The 13,601-nt window shown below is 70.1% G+C and carries 13 protein-coding genes and 1 pseudogene; 13 read left to right on the top strand and 1 reads right to left on the bottom strand.

Features of this window, described 5'->3' with window-relative positions; genetic code table 11:
- Positions 1-83 precede the first annotated feature (83 nt).
- The 13 genes from OG488_RS36120 to OG488_RS36060 all read left to right on the top strand — a co-directional run bounded on the left by OG488_RS36120 (position 84) and on the right by OG488_RS36060 (position 13,100).
- Positions 84-245, top strand: coding sequence for a hypothetical protein (locus tag OG488_RS36120; protein ID WP_329237141.1), 162 nt, complete (start codon positions 84-86; stop codon positions 243-245).
- A 109-nt stretch (positions 246-354) separates the two neighbouring features.
- Complete coding sequence (locus OG488_RS36115) at positions 355-1,566, top strand: JmjC domain-containing protein (RefSeq protein ID WP_329237138.1); 1,212 nt, start codon at positions 355-357, stop codon at positions 1,564-1,566.
- Positions 1,563-2,552, top strand: a complete 990-nt coding sequence (locus tag OG488_RS36110) for an arginase family protein (protein ID WP_329237135.1) — start codon at positions 1,563-1,565, stop codon at positions 2,550-2,552. Before OG488_RS36115 ends, OG488_RS36110 begins: the two co-directional genes overlap by 4 nt.
- Entirely contained in the window at positions 2,549-4,273 is a 1,725-nt protein-coding gene (locus tag OG488_RS36105; RefSeq protein ID WP_329237132.1) for a radical SAM protein, read from the top strand. The genes OG488_RS36110 and OG488_RS36105 overlap by 4 nt, the downstream gene beginning before the upstream one ends.
- Positions 4,254-5,042, top strand: coding sequence for a cupin-like domain-containing protein (locus tag OG488_RS36100; protein ID WP_329237128.1), 789 nt, complete (start codon positions 4,254-4,256; stop codon positions 5,040-5,042). Before OG488_RS36105 ends, OG488_RS36100 begins: the two co-directional genes overlap by 20 nt.
- Positions 5,039-5,827: an aldo/keto reductase gene (locus OG488_RS36095; protein WP_329237124.1), complete on the top strand. Its 789-nt coding sequence runs from the start codon at positions 5,039-5,041 to the stop codon at positions 5,825-5,827. The genes OG488_RS36100 and OG488_RS36095 overlap by 4 nt, the downstream gene beginning before the upstream one ends.
- Positions 5,824-6,798, top strand: coding sequence for an ATP-binding cassette domain-containing protein (locus tag OG488_RS36090; protein ID WP_329237121.1), 975 nt, complete (start codon positions 5,824-5,826; stop codon positions 6,796-6,798). Before OG488_RS36095 ends, OG488_RS36090 begins: the two co-directional genes overlap by 4 nt.
- Positions 6,798-7,613, top strand: a complete 816-nt coding sequence (locus OG488_RS36085) for an ABC transporter permease (RefSeq protein WP_329237118.1) — start codon at positions 6,798-6,800, stop codon at positions 7,611-7,613. The genes OG488_RS36090 and OG488_RS36085 overlap by 1 nt, the downstream gene beginning before the upstream one ends.
- A complete protein-coding gene (locus tag OG488_RS36080) occupies positions 7,606-8,412 on the top strand; it encodes an ABC transporter permease (RefSeq protein WP_329237115.1) in 807 nt (268 codons plus the stop codon). The genes OG488_RS36085 and OG488_RS36080 overlap by 8 nt, the downstream gene beginning before the upstream one ends.
- A 12-nt stretch (positions 8,413-8,424) precedes the next feature.
- Positions 8,425-9,162 (top strand): phytanoyl-CoA dioxygenase family protein, encoded by a 738-nt coding sequence (locus OG488_RS36075; RefSeq protein ID WP_329237113.1) that lies wholly within the window; start codon positions 8,425-8,427, stop codon positions 9,160-9,162.
- Positions 9,163-9,351: 189 nt separating this feature from the next.
- Entirely contained in the window at positions 9,352-10,764 is a 1,413-nt protein-coding gene (locus tag OG488_RS36070) for a family 2B encapsulin nanocompartment shell protein (RefSeq protein ID WP_329237110.1), read from the top strand.
- Positions 10,765-11,088: 324 nt separating this feature from the next.
- Entirely contained in the window at positions 11,089-12,198 is a 1,110-nt protein-coding gene (locus OG488_RS36065) for a family 2 encapsulin nanocompartment cargo protein terpene cyclase (protein WP_329237107.1), read from the top strand.
- Between the two features lie 44 nt (positions 12,199-12,242).
- Positions 12,243-13,100 (top strand): geranyl diphosphate 2-C-methyltransferase, encoded by an 858-nt coding sequence (locus tag OG488_RS36060; protein ID WP_329237105.1) that lies wholly within the window; start codon positions 12,243-12,245, stop codon positions 13,098-13,100.
- A gap of 145 nt (positions 13,101-13,245) precedes the next feature.
- Here OG488_RS36060 and OG488_RS36055 read toward each other — a convergent pair.
- Positions 13,246-13,494, bottom strand: a pseudogene (locus tag OG488_RS36055) (ABC transporter permease); the annotation flags it as partial.
- Positions 13,495-13,601 lie beyond the last annotated feature (107 nt).

Raw genomic sequence — 13,601 nt, 5'->3', positions numbered from 1 at the left:
TCCGAATATCACCTCTTGTTCGCCCGGCAAAGCCTGTCGTACTCTCACCGAGAACTGCCGGCAACGTCGCTTTGGAGGCGAACATGGCTGACAACACTGCACGGAACACTCCCGAGCAGGAATTCCCCGAGGTGGAGGTAAAGGTTTCCCCCGTGGCCGAGAGGGCACGGGCAACCTTCGCCAAGACCCACAACCGCGCTGGTGTTCCGGACTTCACCCAGATGTTCGGCGACTCGGCGAAGTAGCGAACCGGGGTCCCGCGCCTACCGCTCCGCAAGGCACCGGCAAACGCGGGACCCCTTTTCGCGGCCTCTTTTCGGGAATTATGGCGGCGACGAGGGAGACATCGGAATCATGACGGGATCCGCCTCGGGACTCGGCCGGGCGCTGGCGGCCGCATTCGGCCCCGACTTCGTGGTGAAACACCTCAGCACCGACGTGGTGCTCCGCAAGCTCGACCCGCAGCTGGTGCGGGAGCACTTCTCCTGGCACGACCTGAACGAGATCCTCTCCCGGGGTCGCGTGGAGCCCGCGGAGCTGAAGCTGTGCACCGGGGGCAGATCCCTGCCCGAGCACGAGTACACCGTCATGCGAGCAGGACATCGCGTCGTCGACCTGGCCAAGACGTTCTCGCTCATGCGGAACGGCGCCAGCCTCGTCGTCGACTCCCTCGACCGTATCCACCCCGCCGTCCGCGCCGCGACCGACGATGTCATGCGGATGGTCGGCGAGACCGCCTCCTGCAATCTCTTCGTCACCTTCGACGACGCGCAGGCCTTCGCCAGCCACTTCGACGAGGTGGACACCTTCGTCCTCCAGGTGCACGGCACCAAGAGCTGGCAGGTGCACGGGCCGTCGGAGGAACATCCGCTTCCGGAGTACGGGGACAGCGACCCGGCCCGTTGCCCGGAGACGGTGCTGTTCGAGAGGACGCTGGATCCGGGCGACGTGATCCACGTGCCCCGCGGCTGGTGGCACACCGTGCGCGGGGGCGGCGAATCCAGCCTGCACCTGACCTTCGCCTTCACCCGGCGCACCGGTTACGACTGGCTGCGCTGGGTGGCGTACCGGGCGCTCGACAACGTCGACGTGCGGGAGAGCCTGTCCCGCGCGGGGACTCCGGAGGAGCAGCGGGCGCAGGCCGAGCGGCTCGTCACGGCGTTCGTGACCGAGGCGAAGGGCTTGACGCTGCCCGACTTCTTCGACGCCGAGCGGCGCCGGAGCGGTGGGCGGGACATCGCGGGCCTGCCCTGGGACGTGCTGAGGGCGCGGCCGTCCGCCGAGGCGGTCGTCGAGCTGGCGACCGTGCTGCCCCCACTGCTCGACGTCAGGGGCGAGAGCGTGGTGCTCACCGCCGCGGACCGGGAGTTCGTCCTGCCCGCCGTGCACCGCGCGGCGTGCGAGACGCTTCTCCGGCTGCGTCGTGCCGGCATCGGGGAGCTGGCCGAACGGTCGGGCGCCTCCGAGGCATCCGTGTCCGCTCTGGTCTCCGCGTTGCTGAGGGTGCGTCTGGTCACCGTGACCGACCGCCGGGCGGAGCGGACCGAGGGGTGGCGGGTGTCGTGACGTCCGCCTCGATCCGGGCCGGTGCGGGTGCGCTGGGGCTGCCCGCGGCCGATGTCGACTCCGTGGTGTCAGGGTCCCTGGCCGCCGACGCGGTGCTCATGGGGCTGCCGTTCGACGCCGGGGTGACGGGTGTGCCGGGGCAGCGCCACGGGCCGGAGATCTTCCGGAAGCTGAGCCCTGGCCATGACTGGAGCGTCACTCACGACGGGGCGCTGGGCGGACTGATCGATCCGCTGACCGGGGGGCCGGTGCTCGCCGGCCGTCGGGTGTTCGACCTCGGCGACCTCGGGGCGGTGCCGATCGATCCCCGGGTGGGCAGGGCCGCGTACTACCGGGCGCTGACCGGTCTCACGGAACGCCTGGCCGGGGTGGGGACGATCCCCTTGTTCGTCGGAGGGGACCACAGCCTCTCCGCTCCGGTGGCGACGGGGCTGGCGGCGGTGCACGGACCGGTGCGCGTGGTGTGCTTCGACGCCCACTGCGACTTCAGCATCAGGCCGATGCCCGCTCTCACGGACATCACCCACGGCGATTTCCTCGGCCATCTGCTCGGGGCGGGCGTGGTGGCCGGAGCAGAGCTGTACGGCGTACGGACCTATCTGCCGGCCTCCTGCGGTCCGCTGCCGCCGGCTCTGCGCTGCGCCTACGCGTACGGCTTCCCGGAACCGGCGGACCACGTGGACGACACGGACGACCTGGATGAGCCGCACGACGAACCGACGTATCTGTCGGTCGACCTCGACGTGATCGACCCCACGGAATTCCCGGCAACAGGGCACCCGGAGGCGGGCGGCTACCGCCTGCGGGAGCTGCTGGCCGCCGTCGAGCACGTCTGCCGTACGCGGCGCGTGGTCGCGGTCGACATCGTGGAGGCCCTTCAGGACGACCGTGAGAACCGCGCGACGAGCGCGACGATCTCCGCGCTCGTCATGAGCTGCCTGCGGGCACTGCTGGACGACCACCAGGGACGAGCGAGGGGCAGATGAGTACGGACACGGCAGAACAGCAGCGGGCCCACCGCCTGCACGCATGGCAGATCGAGCTGATCGAGCGGACGGACCGGCCAGATGTCCGGAGTCTCGCGGGGTCCGTCACCGGCGTCAATCAGGGGGAGAACGAGGTGTCGATCCGTCAGGATCGAGGACTCACGTGGCTGTACAGGATGTGGGAGAGCGACCGAAGGCCCGGGCGTTTCCATCTGTACACGCCGGCCACCGGCAGGGTTCACGAGATCACCTCTCGTCAGGCGGTGCTGCTGCGGGCCGCTCGCTGGGACCCGTCAGGCGTGTCGGCGCCCGAGGGGCCGGGAGCACCGGACGGGGCGAGTGTCTCCGAGGCCGAGATCGACGGACTCGCCTCCCTGATCATGCCCTTCGACGGTCCCGGCTGGCAGTTCCCGGATCTGCCGCCCGACGCGCGCCTCGAGCAGCCGCGGGTCCGGGTGCTCATGCTCAATCCCACGGAGCAGTGCAACATCCGGTGCACGTACTGCTATTACGGCGGTGCCTACCCGGGGACGCGCCCGCACCGGACCGCCTCCCCGGAGAAGGACATGGTGAGGGCCGCGATCGACCTGTTCGTCACCGGTGAGGAGCGGCTGGAGCCCGCACAACGGGCGGTCTACTTCTTCGGGGGTGAGCCGTTGATGGCGTTCGACCAGCTGAAGGAGTCCGTGCTGGCCCTGGAGGAGCGGAAGAGGGAGGTCGGCTCCCGGCTGGAGAACCTCATCGTCCAGGTCAACACCAACGGCATGCTGCTGACACCGGAGATCGTCGGCTTCCTGGTCGAGCACGACATCTACCTCAACATCTCCGTCGACGGTCCCAACCACGACCGCTACCGGATCGACCGGCGCGGGAAGGGGACCCATGACCGCGTGCGGGAGCGGGCCGACTGGCTCGCGGAGAACTGGCCCGACTACTTCGCCTCGCGCGTCGCGATCATCTGCGTCCTGTCGGCGCCGCTCGACGAGGGCACGCTGTACCGGTACTTCAGCGAGTGGCCGGCCGCGCTGAGGGCGCTGGCCTGGGACTTCGACCTGCTGCTGCCAGGCGGTGAGGAGTCGTACGCGGACTTCCAGCAGATGTTCGCCGAGCAGCGAAGGGTCTGGGACCTCTTCGTGGCGTCCCACCGGCTGCCGTACGACGAGCGGGAGCAGTCGGGCCGCTACCGCTTCGCGTTCAGCCACGGCTTCCTGCACCGGTCCTTCCACCGCGCCCTGAACCAGCCCGAGCGGGACGGCGGTCCGCAGCTCGGACATCTGCTGGGCGTCCAGCTCGTCCCGGGGAACGAGTACCTCGTGCTCGGCTCGGACGGCACGCTCTACTCCTCGTACGAGTACCAGTCCCCGGACTTCGCTGTCGGCCACACCGACCGGGGCGTCGACCCGCTGGCAGGGGTCGAGCAGCTCGGCATGTTCCGCGACGCCGTGCAGGCCGGTTCCTGCCGGACCTGCTGGGCGGCTCCGATGTGCACGGTGACCGTCCCGGAGGCGCCCTTCCGGGCGTCGGATCCGGCCGGGACCGTACGCGAGAAGGTGGCGGCGAAGCAGGCGCGCTGCATGTCCGAGCGGGAGAACCTCGTGCAGGGCCTGCGCGCGCGGGCCGACATCGAGGCCGCCTTCGGACCCCACGCGCTGCGGGGGCACCGGGAGGACTGGGCCCGCCAGGCGGAGGGGGGCAGCCGCGTTGACTACTTCAACGGCTGACGACTCGGTCACGGCGGCCCGGATCTGCGGCGACCGGCCCGTCGTCCTGCGCGGAGCCGGCCGGGAGTGGCCGGTGTACGCCGCCCTGCATGAGGCACGGCTGCGGGAGCTCGACGACCGTCCGGTAATGGCCGAGGACTCTCGGCGGCAGGCGGTGACCGTGCGGTTTCGGGAGATCCTCGACGAGCTGCGGTCGGGACGTCCACGGGGGCTGTACCTCCGCGACCAGCTGGTCTCGGAGTTCGAACCGGGGCTGTGGAACCTCGTCCCGCGCGACATCCGCCGGCTGAACTGGCTTCTGGCGCTGCCCGCGGACGTACGCCCGGACTGGGTGTGGCTGATGATCGGCGGGGCCGACACCAGCTCCCCCCTGCACGTCGACACGATGGCGAGCTCCGCGTGGAACCTGCTCTGTTCGGGGCGCAAGGAGTGGAGCTTCCACCCACCCTGGCGGGCTGAGGCGTGGCGTCTGCTGCCCCCTGGCTGTGCCGGCGCTCCGGGGGCCGAGGACGAAGAGGGCGTCACGCTGGTCCAGGAACCGGGAGACATCGTGGTGACCCCCAGCGGATGGGCCCACGAGGTGCGGAATCCCACCGGCACCGTCTCCCTCACCGCCAACTTCGTCAACCGGTCCAACCTCGGCTTCGCGAAGAGGTACTTCGAGGTCCTCGGGGACCGGGAGAACCACGAACTGCTCACGGCGGTCGGCGCGACGTTCGACCTGCTCGACGACGCGACCGGCGGCCACGACGGGAGCCGTGCCCGGTGAGCGGGCGGACCCTGCCCGCCGGCGGTCTCCCCCCGGTCAGCCTGGGCACCTGGCAGATGTGGGGCGGGGAGGCGATCCGTGGCGTGCGGGAGGCCCTCGACCTCGGATACCGCTGTGTCGACACCGCCACCGGATACCGCAACGAACAGGCGGTCGGCGCGGGGATCCGCGCCTCCGGCATCCGGCGTGACGAACTGCTGATCGTCACCAAGTTCCCGGAGGAGGACGCCGGACGTGAACGCGAGACGCTGGCGCGCAGCCTGGAGCTGCTCGGGGTGGAGTACGTGGACCTCTGGCTGATGCACGGACCGTTGGACGCCGAGGGGTCCCTGGCCGTGTGGCGACGGTTCATCGAGGCGCGGGAGGCGGGCCTGGTCCGTGACATCGGGGTGAGCAACTTCCGGCCGGCCCAGGTGGACGACCTCGTCGCCCGTTCCGGCGTCGTCCCCGCCGTGAACCAGGTCGCCTTCGGCCCCCGGTACTTCGACCCCGCTCTCGCCCCGCACCACGCCGCGCTCGGGATCGTCGTGCAAGGACACAGCCCGTTCAGTGAGAACGACCTCGGGCACCCCGTGCTGCGGGCGACCGCCGAGCGTCACGGCCGCAGCGTCCACCAGGTCCTGCTGCGCTGGCACCTCGAGCACGGGGTCCCCACCGTGGCGAAGGCGGTCTCGCCCGCCCACCTCGCCGGGAACCTCACGGTCCGCAATTTCTCCCTGGCCCCCGCCGAAGTGGCGGCGATCGACCGCATCGCCGACGGCGCGCGGACGGACGTGGTCTCGTGAGGGTCCACCTGGAATCCGTGCACCGCTCCTACCGGGTTCGGCGGCCCCCGGAGACCGGCGGACGCCTCGGCCGCCTGTTCCGCAGGGTCAGCAGCGAGGTGGAGGCGCTCAAGGGCGTCGACCTGCGGGTCGACGAGGGCGAGGCGGTCGGCTACATCGGGCTCAACGGAGCCGGCAAGTCCACCACCATGAAGCTCATCGCCGGCATCCTGACCCCGACCACGGGCCGGGTCACGGTGGACGGCCGCGATCCGCACGCCGACCGCCGGCGTCTCTCCGCCCGGCTGGGGTATCTCGCGGCACAGCGGGCCAGTCTCTGGTGGGACCTGCCCGTGAAGGACTCCTACGAGCTGCTCCGGCGGGTCTACGACATCGAGCCGGCCGTCTTCCGGCGCCGCCGCGAGCACCTGGTGGACCGCCTCGGCATCGGCCGGTACCTCGACACCCCGGTGCGCGAACTCTCCCTCGGCAACCGGACCAGGGCGGAGCTGGTGGGCACGCTGCTCCACGCTCCCCGCCTGCTGCTGCTCGACGAGCCGACCATCGGACTCGACATCTTCGCGCGGGAGGCCATCTGCGGCGTCCTGCGCGACCTCCGCCAGGACACCGCGCCGACCGTCCTCGTAGCCAGCCACGACCTGCGGGACGTCGAGGCGATCTGCGACCGGATCGTCATGATCGACGACGGCCGGCTGGTCCATGACGGGAAGATCGACGAACTGCGCGCGCTCGGCGGCGGCCGCCGCACGCTGGTGATCCATCACGCGGCGGGGCACCGGCTGCCCCTGCTGCCCGGCCCCGCGCACGTCGAGGAACGGACCGGCATGATCACCACCTACGGATTCACCCAGGGTGAGCTGCCCGGCGAACTCCTCGCGGCGCTGTTCGCCGACCCCCGGGTCGACGACGTACGGATCGAGGCCCCGAGCCTGGAGAGCCTCATCAAGGGCATGTACCTGGAGGGTGCCTGATGGCCGCCGTGCGCCGGGGGTGGCAGACCCACCGGGCCGTCGCCGGCATGCAGGTGAAGCTGGCCTTCCACTACCGGACGAGAGCGCTCGCGCAAGGGATCGGCGCCCTGCTGCTGATCGGCCTCCAGGTGGCGCTGTGGAGCGCCGTCTACGCGGGTGGCGACGGCTCCGCGCGGGCCGGCTGGCTGACCCTGCACCAGACGACGCTCTACGCGGCGGCCGGGACCGTCTGGGTGCTCTGCGTCCCCGGCCTCGCGCTCGCCCGGCAGTTGGAGGCGAGGATCAGGGACGGGAGGATCGTGACCGAGCTGCTGCTGCCCACCGGATTCCAGTCCCAGTGGTTCTCCGCCGCCCTGGGCCGCACGCTGGGCGTCACCGCCCTCGTGGGCGTGCCCGCGGTGCTCGTCGGAGGGGCGCTGCTGTACCCCTTCTCCCTCGATCCCGCCTACGTCGGCCGCCTGGTGCTGACGACCGTCATCGCCTTCGTCGTCCTCTTCGACTTCAGCTACCTCATCGGCCTGTCGGCGTTCTTCATCCGCCGTGTCGAGGGCCTCAACGAGGTCCGCGAGGCCCTGCTCCTCCTGCTCGGCGGCTCGATGATGCCCATCTCGCTGTACCCGCAGGGGCTGCGTGACGTCGCGGTCTGGACCCCGTTCGTGCACGGCTTCTACACCCCGCTCGGCACCCTGGTCCGGGATCCCTTCGTCGACGGCCGGATCATCGCCCTGGGAGGCTGCTGGGCGGTCGTGCTGTCCGGTGCCTCGGTGCTGTGCACCCGCGCCGCCCTGAGGAAGCTGGTGATCGCGGGTGGCTGACGCCCTGGCCGGACTGCGGAAGTCCGCGGGCATCGCGCTGCTCGCCACCCGGATGAACTTCCGGAGCCACCTCGTGCACCCGGGCGAGGTCGCGCTCGCCAACGTCGGGGCTCTGGTCCAGGCGCTGTCCGGGGCGGCCGTCCTCATGCTGGCCCTCTCCGCGTCGGGCGGCATCCACGGCTGGACGCTCGCCGAGTGGGCGGCGCTGACGGGATTCACCACTGTGGCCCGTGCGCTGTGGAACACCGTCTTCTTCGGCACGCTCGACATCCCGGACATGGTGCGCAGCGGAGAGCTCGACCACTATCTGGTCCGTCCCACGAGCCCGTTGGCGCTGATTCTGTTCTCGAAGGTCGACACGGACGTCTGGATCGAGATCGTCGTCGGCACAGGCATGCTGTTCGGCGCCCTCCACGTCAGCGGGGCGGACGTCTCCGGCCCGGTCCTGGTCTTCATCCCGCTGGCACTGATCGGCTCAGCCCTGGTGTTCGCGGCCATGCACCTCGCCGTCACGGCCCTGTCCTTCTGGCTGCGCCAGGACGCGATGCTGAGCATGCTGATCTGGCGCCTGGACAGCTTCGCGCAGCTGCCGATGAGCTTCTATCCGAGGTGGCTGCTGACCGTGTTCTCCACGGTCGTGCCGTTCGCCTTCGTCGGCTACTTCCCCTGCCTCTACATCCTCGGCAGGACCGACTCCCCGTTCGTCTGGGCCCTGCCTCTCGCGGGCCCCCTGCTGTTCCTGCCCGCTGTCCTGCTGTGGCGAGGCGGGCTCGACCGCTACGCCGGCACCGGTTCATGAGGAGCCCCCGCGATGAACAACCGCGAAGCCTTCGAGCGCGACGGATACCTGCTGGCCGATCTCTACTCCGAGGACGAGGTGGCGGCGCTGAAGAGGATGCTCTCCGGCCTCATCGACCCTCCGGCCTCCGGGCATCCCCGGCTGTACGTCCACGCCGCGTCCACCACGCCTCTTCACCACCTCGACCCCTACAACCCGTACGCCGTGTGGAAGATCGTCAACACGCCGCTGGCCGGGGACGACTGGTACGCGCTCATCCACGACGATCGGGTCCTGGACGTCGTGGACGAGCTGCTGGGGCCGGACATCAACTTCCACATGGGGTTCGCACGGCTGCGCCCCTCCCGGCTGTCGGCCGAGGAGGGGTGGCACCGCGACCTCGACACCGACCGGCACACCCGGCCCGAGCTGGTCACGGCGCTGATCTACCTGGACGACATGGACGCGGAGTCCGGTGCGACGCTCGTCTGGCCGGGGAGCCATCTCCGCCACGAGCCCGTGCCCCCGGACGACGAGGTGGTGCCGGTGCGGACCCGCCCCGGGTCGGTGCTGTTCCTGCACTGCCTCACCGCTCACCGAGCCAGCAGCAACACCACGGACCGGCACCGCTCCATCCTGATCCACGAGTACAAGAGCGCGCGGGCGGTGGAACTCACACCCAACGACGCGGCCTTCGGCGACCTTCCGCTGCGCAGGGCGGGCCGCGCTCCGGGTGCCCTGCGGCGCGACCACCGCGCACCGTGGGGGTGACCGGGCGGGATCGTGCGGGGCCTGCGGCGGCGAATCCGGACCACGTACGAACATGCGGGCGAAGAAACGATTCATGCGCCCAACTACCCATACGGAAGGCAGACATTCACCTTCTTTCGTGTGATGACACGTCATGTGACGAGGGGGGAGGGTGAGCAGGCGCACCTACCGAAGGGCTGAGAACCACATATGACCGTTGAAGCCGACCGGGAAGCCGTACAGGCACGGACGACCGGACAGCAGAGTCTGGCCACATCCGCCGCACGGAACCTGGCGACGACATCGAAGTCCGTTCCGCAGACGCAGGAGACCTCCTCGCGGTGGCTCCTCCGGATGCTTCCCTGGGTGGACGTCCGGGGTGGGACCTACCGGGTGAACCGGCGGCTCAGCTATGCCGTGGGAGACGGGAGGGTGACCTTCGTCCAGACCGGCGGGCGGGTCTCCGTCATCCCGGCGGAGCTGGGCGAGCTCCCCGCCCTCAGGGGATTCACCGACGAGGAGGTGCTCGGCGAACTGGCCGGCCGTTGCGAGCAGGTGGACTTCGCCCAGGGCGCCGTGCTGGCCGCCGCGGGAGACTCGAAGGACCGTGTGTTCCTGTTGGCGCACGGCCGCGTCGAAAAGATCGGCACCGGGGCGTACGGCGGAGAGACCGTCCTCGAAGTCCTGGCCGACGGCGCTTACTTCGGCGAACAGTGCCTGACCGAGCCGGAGGCCGCCTGGGAGTCCACCTTCCGCGCCACCACGGCGTGCACCGTGCTGGTCCTGCCCCGGAGCGACGTCGAGAACCTCGCGGAACGCGCGCGGTCGTTGGGCACGCATCTGGAGACCGTCGCGGCCCTCCCCCAGCAGCGCACCAACTCGTACGGCGAATCAGCGGTCGACCTCTCGGCCGGCCACGTGGGCGAGTCCCGGATCCCGCACACCTACGTCGACTACGAAGCCTCGCCGCGCGAGTACGAACTCTCCGTCGCCCAGACGGTGCTGAAGATCCACAGCCGCGTCGCCGATCTCTACAACGACCCGATGAACCAGACCGAGCAGCAGCTCCGCCTCACGCTGGAGGCCCTGCGCGAGCGTCAGGAACACGAGCTCGTCAACAACCCGGAGTTCGGGCTGCTCAGCAACTGCGACTACGGGCAGCGCCTCCAGCCCCACGACGGGGTGCCGAGCCCCGACGACATGGACGAGCTGCTCTCACGCAGGCGTGGCAACAAGTTCTTCCTCGCCCATCCCCGCGCCATCGCCGCGTTCGGCCGGGAGTGCAACAAACGTGGCCTGACGCTGGACCCGGTGGACGTCGGCGGGCATCGCATTCCCGCCTGGCGCGGCGTGCCGATCTACCCGTGCGGAAAGATCCCGGTGACCGATGCCCGTACGACCTCGATCCTGTGCATGCGTACGGGTGAGGACGACCAGGGCGTGATCGGCCTGCGGCAGTCGGGGATCCCTGACGAGATCGAGCCCAGTCTGTCCGTACGGTTCATGGGCATCGACGAGCAGGCGCTCATCTCCTACCTCGTCACCGCCTACTACTCGGCCGCCGTCCTCGTCCCCGACGCTCTCGGTGTCCTGGAGAACGTCGAAGTGGGCCGCTGGCGCTGACCGGAGCCTCCAGGCACCGGACCGCCGATCACCCTTGTTCCGGGCGCGGCCGGCCTCGCGCCGCCCGCGTCCGGCCGGGCCCGCGCCCCCGTGCGGCGGACGCACCCGACGCCTGCCTCCCGACGCCTGCCGCCGGCATGCCCGCAGACGGGGCCTCGGCAGGCGTTCCTCCCCGTTCCCAGCCGAAAGGCACGCTTCGCCATGACCTCGACCAGTGGTGCCGAAGACCCCCCGTGGACACGGAACGGGTCCCCGACCGCCCGGCTGCCGACTCCCCCGCCTCGAACCGTCGATCGGGCCTCACCACCCCCTCCCCCACCCCTCGTGCTGGAGCGTCTCCTGGCCGGCCCGGCCGGCCTGGGCACGTCCGCGGCCCGCCTGTTCAGCTCCCCCACCCCGCCCGCGGCGGCACGGAAGGAGCCTCAGGAGGAAGGCTCGCCGGCGACGGGCGGGGACCAGTCCGCAGAGGGACGGGCCACGGCCGTGCGGATCCCGGCCCTGTACTGCCCCGACGCGGTGCGGGACGACCCCGCTCTGGGCGAGGAGGTCAACAACCGCCTGGTCGAATGGGCCGCGGAGACCGGCATCTTCACCGGTCGCCTCGAACGCCTCCGCTCACACCAGTTCGGGCGCCTGTTCATGCTCGCGCACCCCGACTGCGACGACCCCGACCGGCTGCTGGCCGCGGCCCGCTGCGGGCTAGCGGAATGGTCCGTGGACGACCACTGGGTCGACGAGGGCGAGGACACGGAGCCGGAGCTCCTCGGCGCACGGCTCGCGATGGCCCATGCGGTGATCGACCCCGTCCGCCTGCCCGCGCGCTATCAGGCGCAGTTCGAGGAACTCGTCCGGCGACAGCCCGTGCTCCGCGCCTTCCGGTCCAGCCTCGGTCACCTCTCCCGGTTCGCCAGCACCACCCAGGTGGCCCGGCTGCGCCATGAGCTCGCCGTCATGTTCGTCGGCTACGGGCAGGAGGCCCAGTGGCGCGGCAGCGGGCGCAGGCCCGCGGTGTGGGAGTACCTCCTGCACCGCTACGAGAACGCCTTCTACCCGTGCATGGCGCTGATCGACTCGGTGGGCGGCTACGAAGTACCCGCCACCGAGCTCGCCGACCCCACCGTGCGCCGCACCTATCTCTACGCGGGCATGGCCAACGTCCTGCTCAACGACGTCTATTCGATGGCCAAGGAGGACCCCGGAGACACCAACCTGCCCAACCTCATCGCCGCCGAGGACAACTGTTCCCTCCAGGAGGCCGTCGACCGCACAGCGGCCATCCACGACGAACTCATGCACACCGTCGAGGCCGACTGCGCGGTCCTGGCAACGGCCGGATCACCCCAGCTGCGCCGTTATTTGGCCGGCCTGTGGGCGTGGATGGGCGGGAGCAAGGAGTGGCACGCGACCAGCCCCCGATATCAGCAAGCCGACTGAACCCGTAGCGAGAAATCATGAATTCCGTAGCCAAGGAGAATGCTATGACCGCCCAGGACACCGCCGCCCATCCCCTGCGCAGCCTGTACCAGAAGTCCGTCGCCAACTACTGGAACCAGGAGAAGAACCCGGTCAACCTCCGCCTGGGCGAGGTCGACGGCATCTACCACCACCACTACGGCATCGGCGACGCGGACTGGTCCGTGCTCGAAGGTCCTGAGGAGACCCGGGAGCAGCGTCTCACGGCCGAGCTCCACCGTCTGGAGTGCGCCCAGTCCGACCTGCTGATGTCACACCTCGGCGACATCACCCCCGAGGACCGCCTCATGGACTCGGGATCGGGCCGCGGCGGCAGCAGTTTCGTCGCTCACAGCCGCTTCGGCGCGCGCGTCGACGGTGTCTCGATCTCCGAGACCCAGGTCGCCTTCGCCAACGGTCAGGCCAAGGAACGCGGAGTGGACCACAAGGTCAGCTTCCACCTCAAGAACATGCTCCACACCGGATTCGAGAGCGACAGCTTCCAGGGCATCTGGAACAATGAGAGCACCATGTACGTGGACCTCTCGCTCCTGTTCCCCGAGTACGCGAGGCTCCTCAAGCACGGGGGCCGCTACGTCACCATCACCGGGTGCTACAACGACGCGTACGGACTGCCTTCCCGGGCCGTCAGCGAGATCAACGCCCACTACATCTGCAACATCCACCCCCGCAGCACCTACTTCAAGGAGATGGCTGCCAACCGCCTCGTCCCCGTCAGCGTCGTCGACCTCACCGCGGCCACGATCCCCTACTGGGAACTCCGCGCCAAGTCGCCGCTGGCCACGGGCATCGAGAAGGCCTTCCTCGACGCGTACAAGGACGGCAGCTTCCAGTACCTGCTGATCGCCGCCGACAAGGTCTGATCCCCGGCGCCAGGAGCGGCTCGTCCGGGACCGACCGGCCGAGCCGCCGCTTCGCCCCCGTCCGGCCGGAGAACTCCGGCCGGACGGGGGCTCGTCGCGTTCGGGTGGGCGTTACGCGGTCTCCCGGCCCGCGTGCTCATGCCGGTTACTTCGGGCCGCGTGTGAACGCGCTGGTCGACCAGGTGTAGCCGAGTGCGGTCAGGGCCACGGTCCAGGCGAGGGCGAGCCAGCCGTTGTGGCCGATCTCGGTGCCCACGAGGAGACCGCAGAGGCTTTCGATGGCGGGGGCGAGCAGCTGGTACTCGGCGGTCGGACGGAACCAGCCCGGCACGGCGTCGACCGGGGTGAAGGCGCTGGAGACGAGGGGCAGAAGGATCAGGGACATCGCGCTGTTTCCGGTCATCAGCCGGATGTAGGCGAGTAGTCGGAGCCGTCCGAGCCGCCGCCGACGATGCCGCTCATGCTCGGCAGCAGGGCCGGTGACCGCGAAGGACACCACCA

It is taken from the genome of Streptomyces sp. NBC_01460 (assembly GCF_036227405.1).
Taxonomy (GTDB): domain Bacteria; phylum Actinomycetota; class Actinomycetes; order Streptomycetales; family Streptomycetaceae; genus Streptomyces.
Note: the sequence above shows the minus strand (reverse complement) of the source record. Positions and strands in the feature narration are given on the sequence as shown.

Coding starts and splice junctions, on each gene's coding strand:
- OG488_RS36070 (WP_329237110.1), top strand. CDS start 9,352: ATGACCGTTGAAGCCGACCGGGAAGCCGTACAGGCACGGACGACCGGA.
- OG488_RS36085 (WP_329237118.1), top strand. CDS start 6,798: ATGGCCGCCGTGCGCCGGGGGTGGCAGACCCACCGGGCCGTCGCCGGC.
- OG488_RS36115 (WP_329237138.1), top strand. CDS start 355: ATGACGGGATCCGCCTCGGGACTCGGCCGGGCGCTGGCGGCCGCATTC.
- OG488_RS36120 (WP_329237141.1), top strand. CDS start 84: ATGGCTGACAACACTGCACGGAACACTCCCGAGCAGGAATTCCCCGAG.
- OG488_RS36060 (WP_329237105.1), top strand. CDS start 12,243: ATGACCGCCCAGGACACCGCCGCCCATCCCCTGCGCAGCCTGTACCAG.
- OG488_RS36075 (WP_329237113.1), top strand. CDS start 8,425: ATGAACAACCGCGAAGCCTTCGAGCGCGACGGATACCTGCTGGCCGAT.
- OG488_RS36105 (WP_329237132.1), top strand. CDS start 2,549: ATGAGTACGGACACGGCAGAACAGCAGCGGGCCCACCGCCTGCACGCA.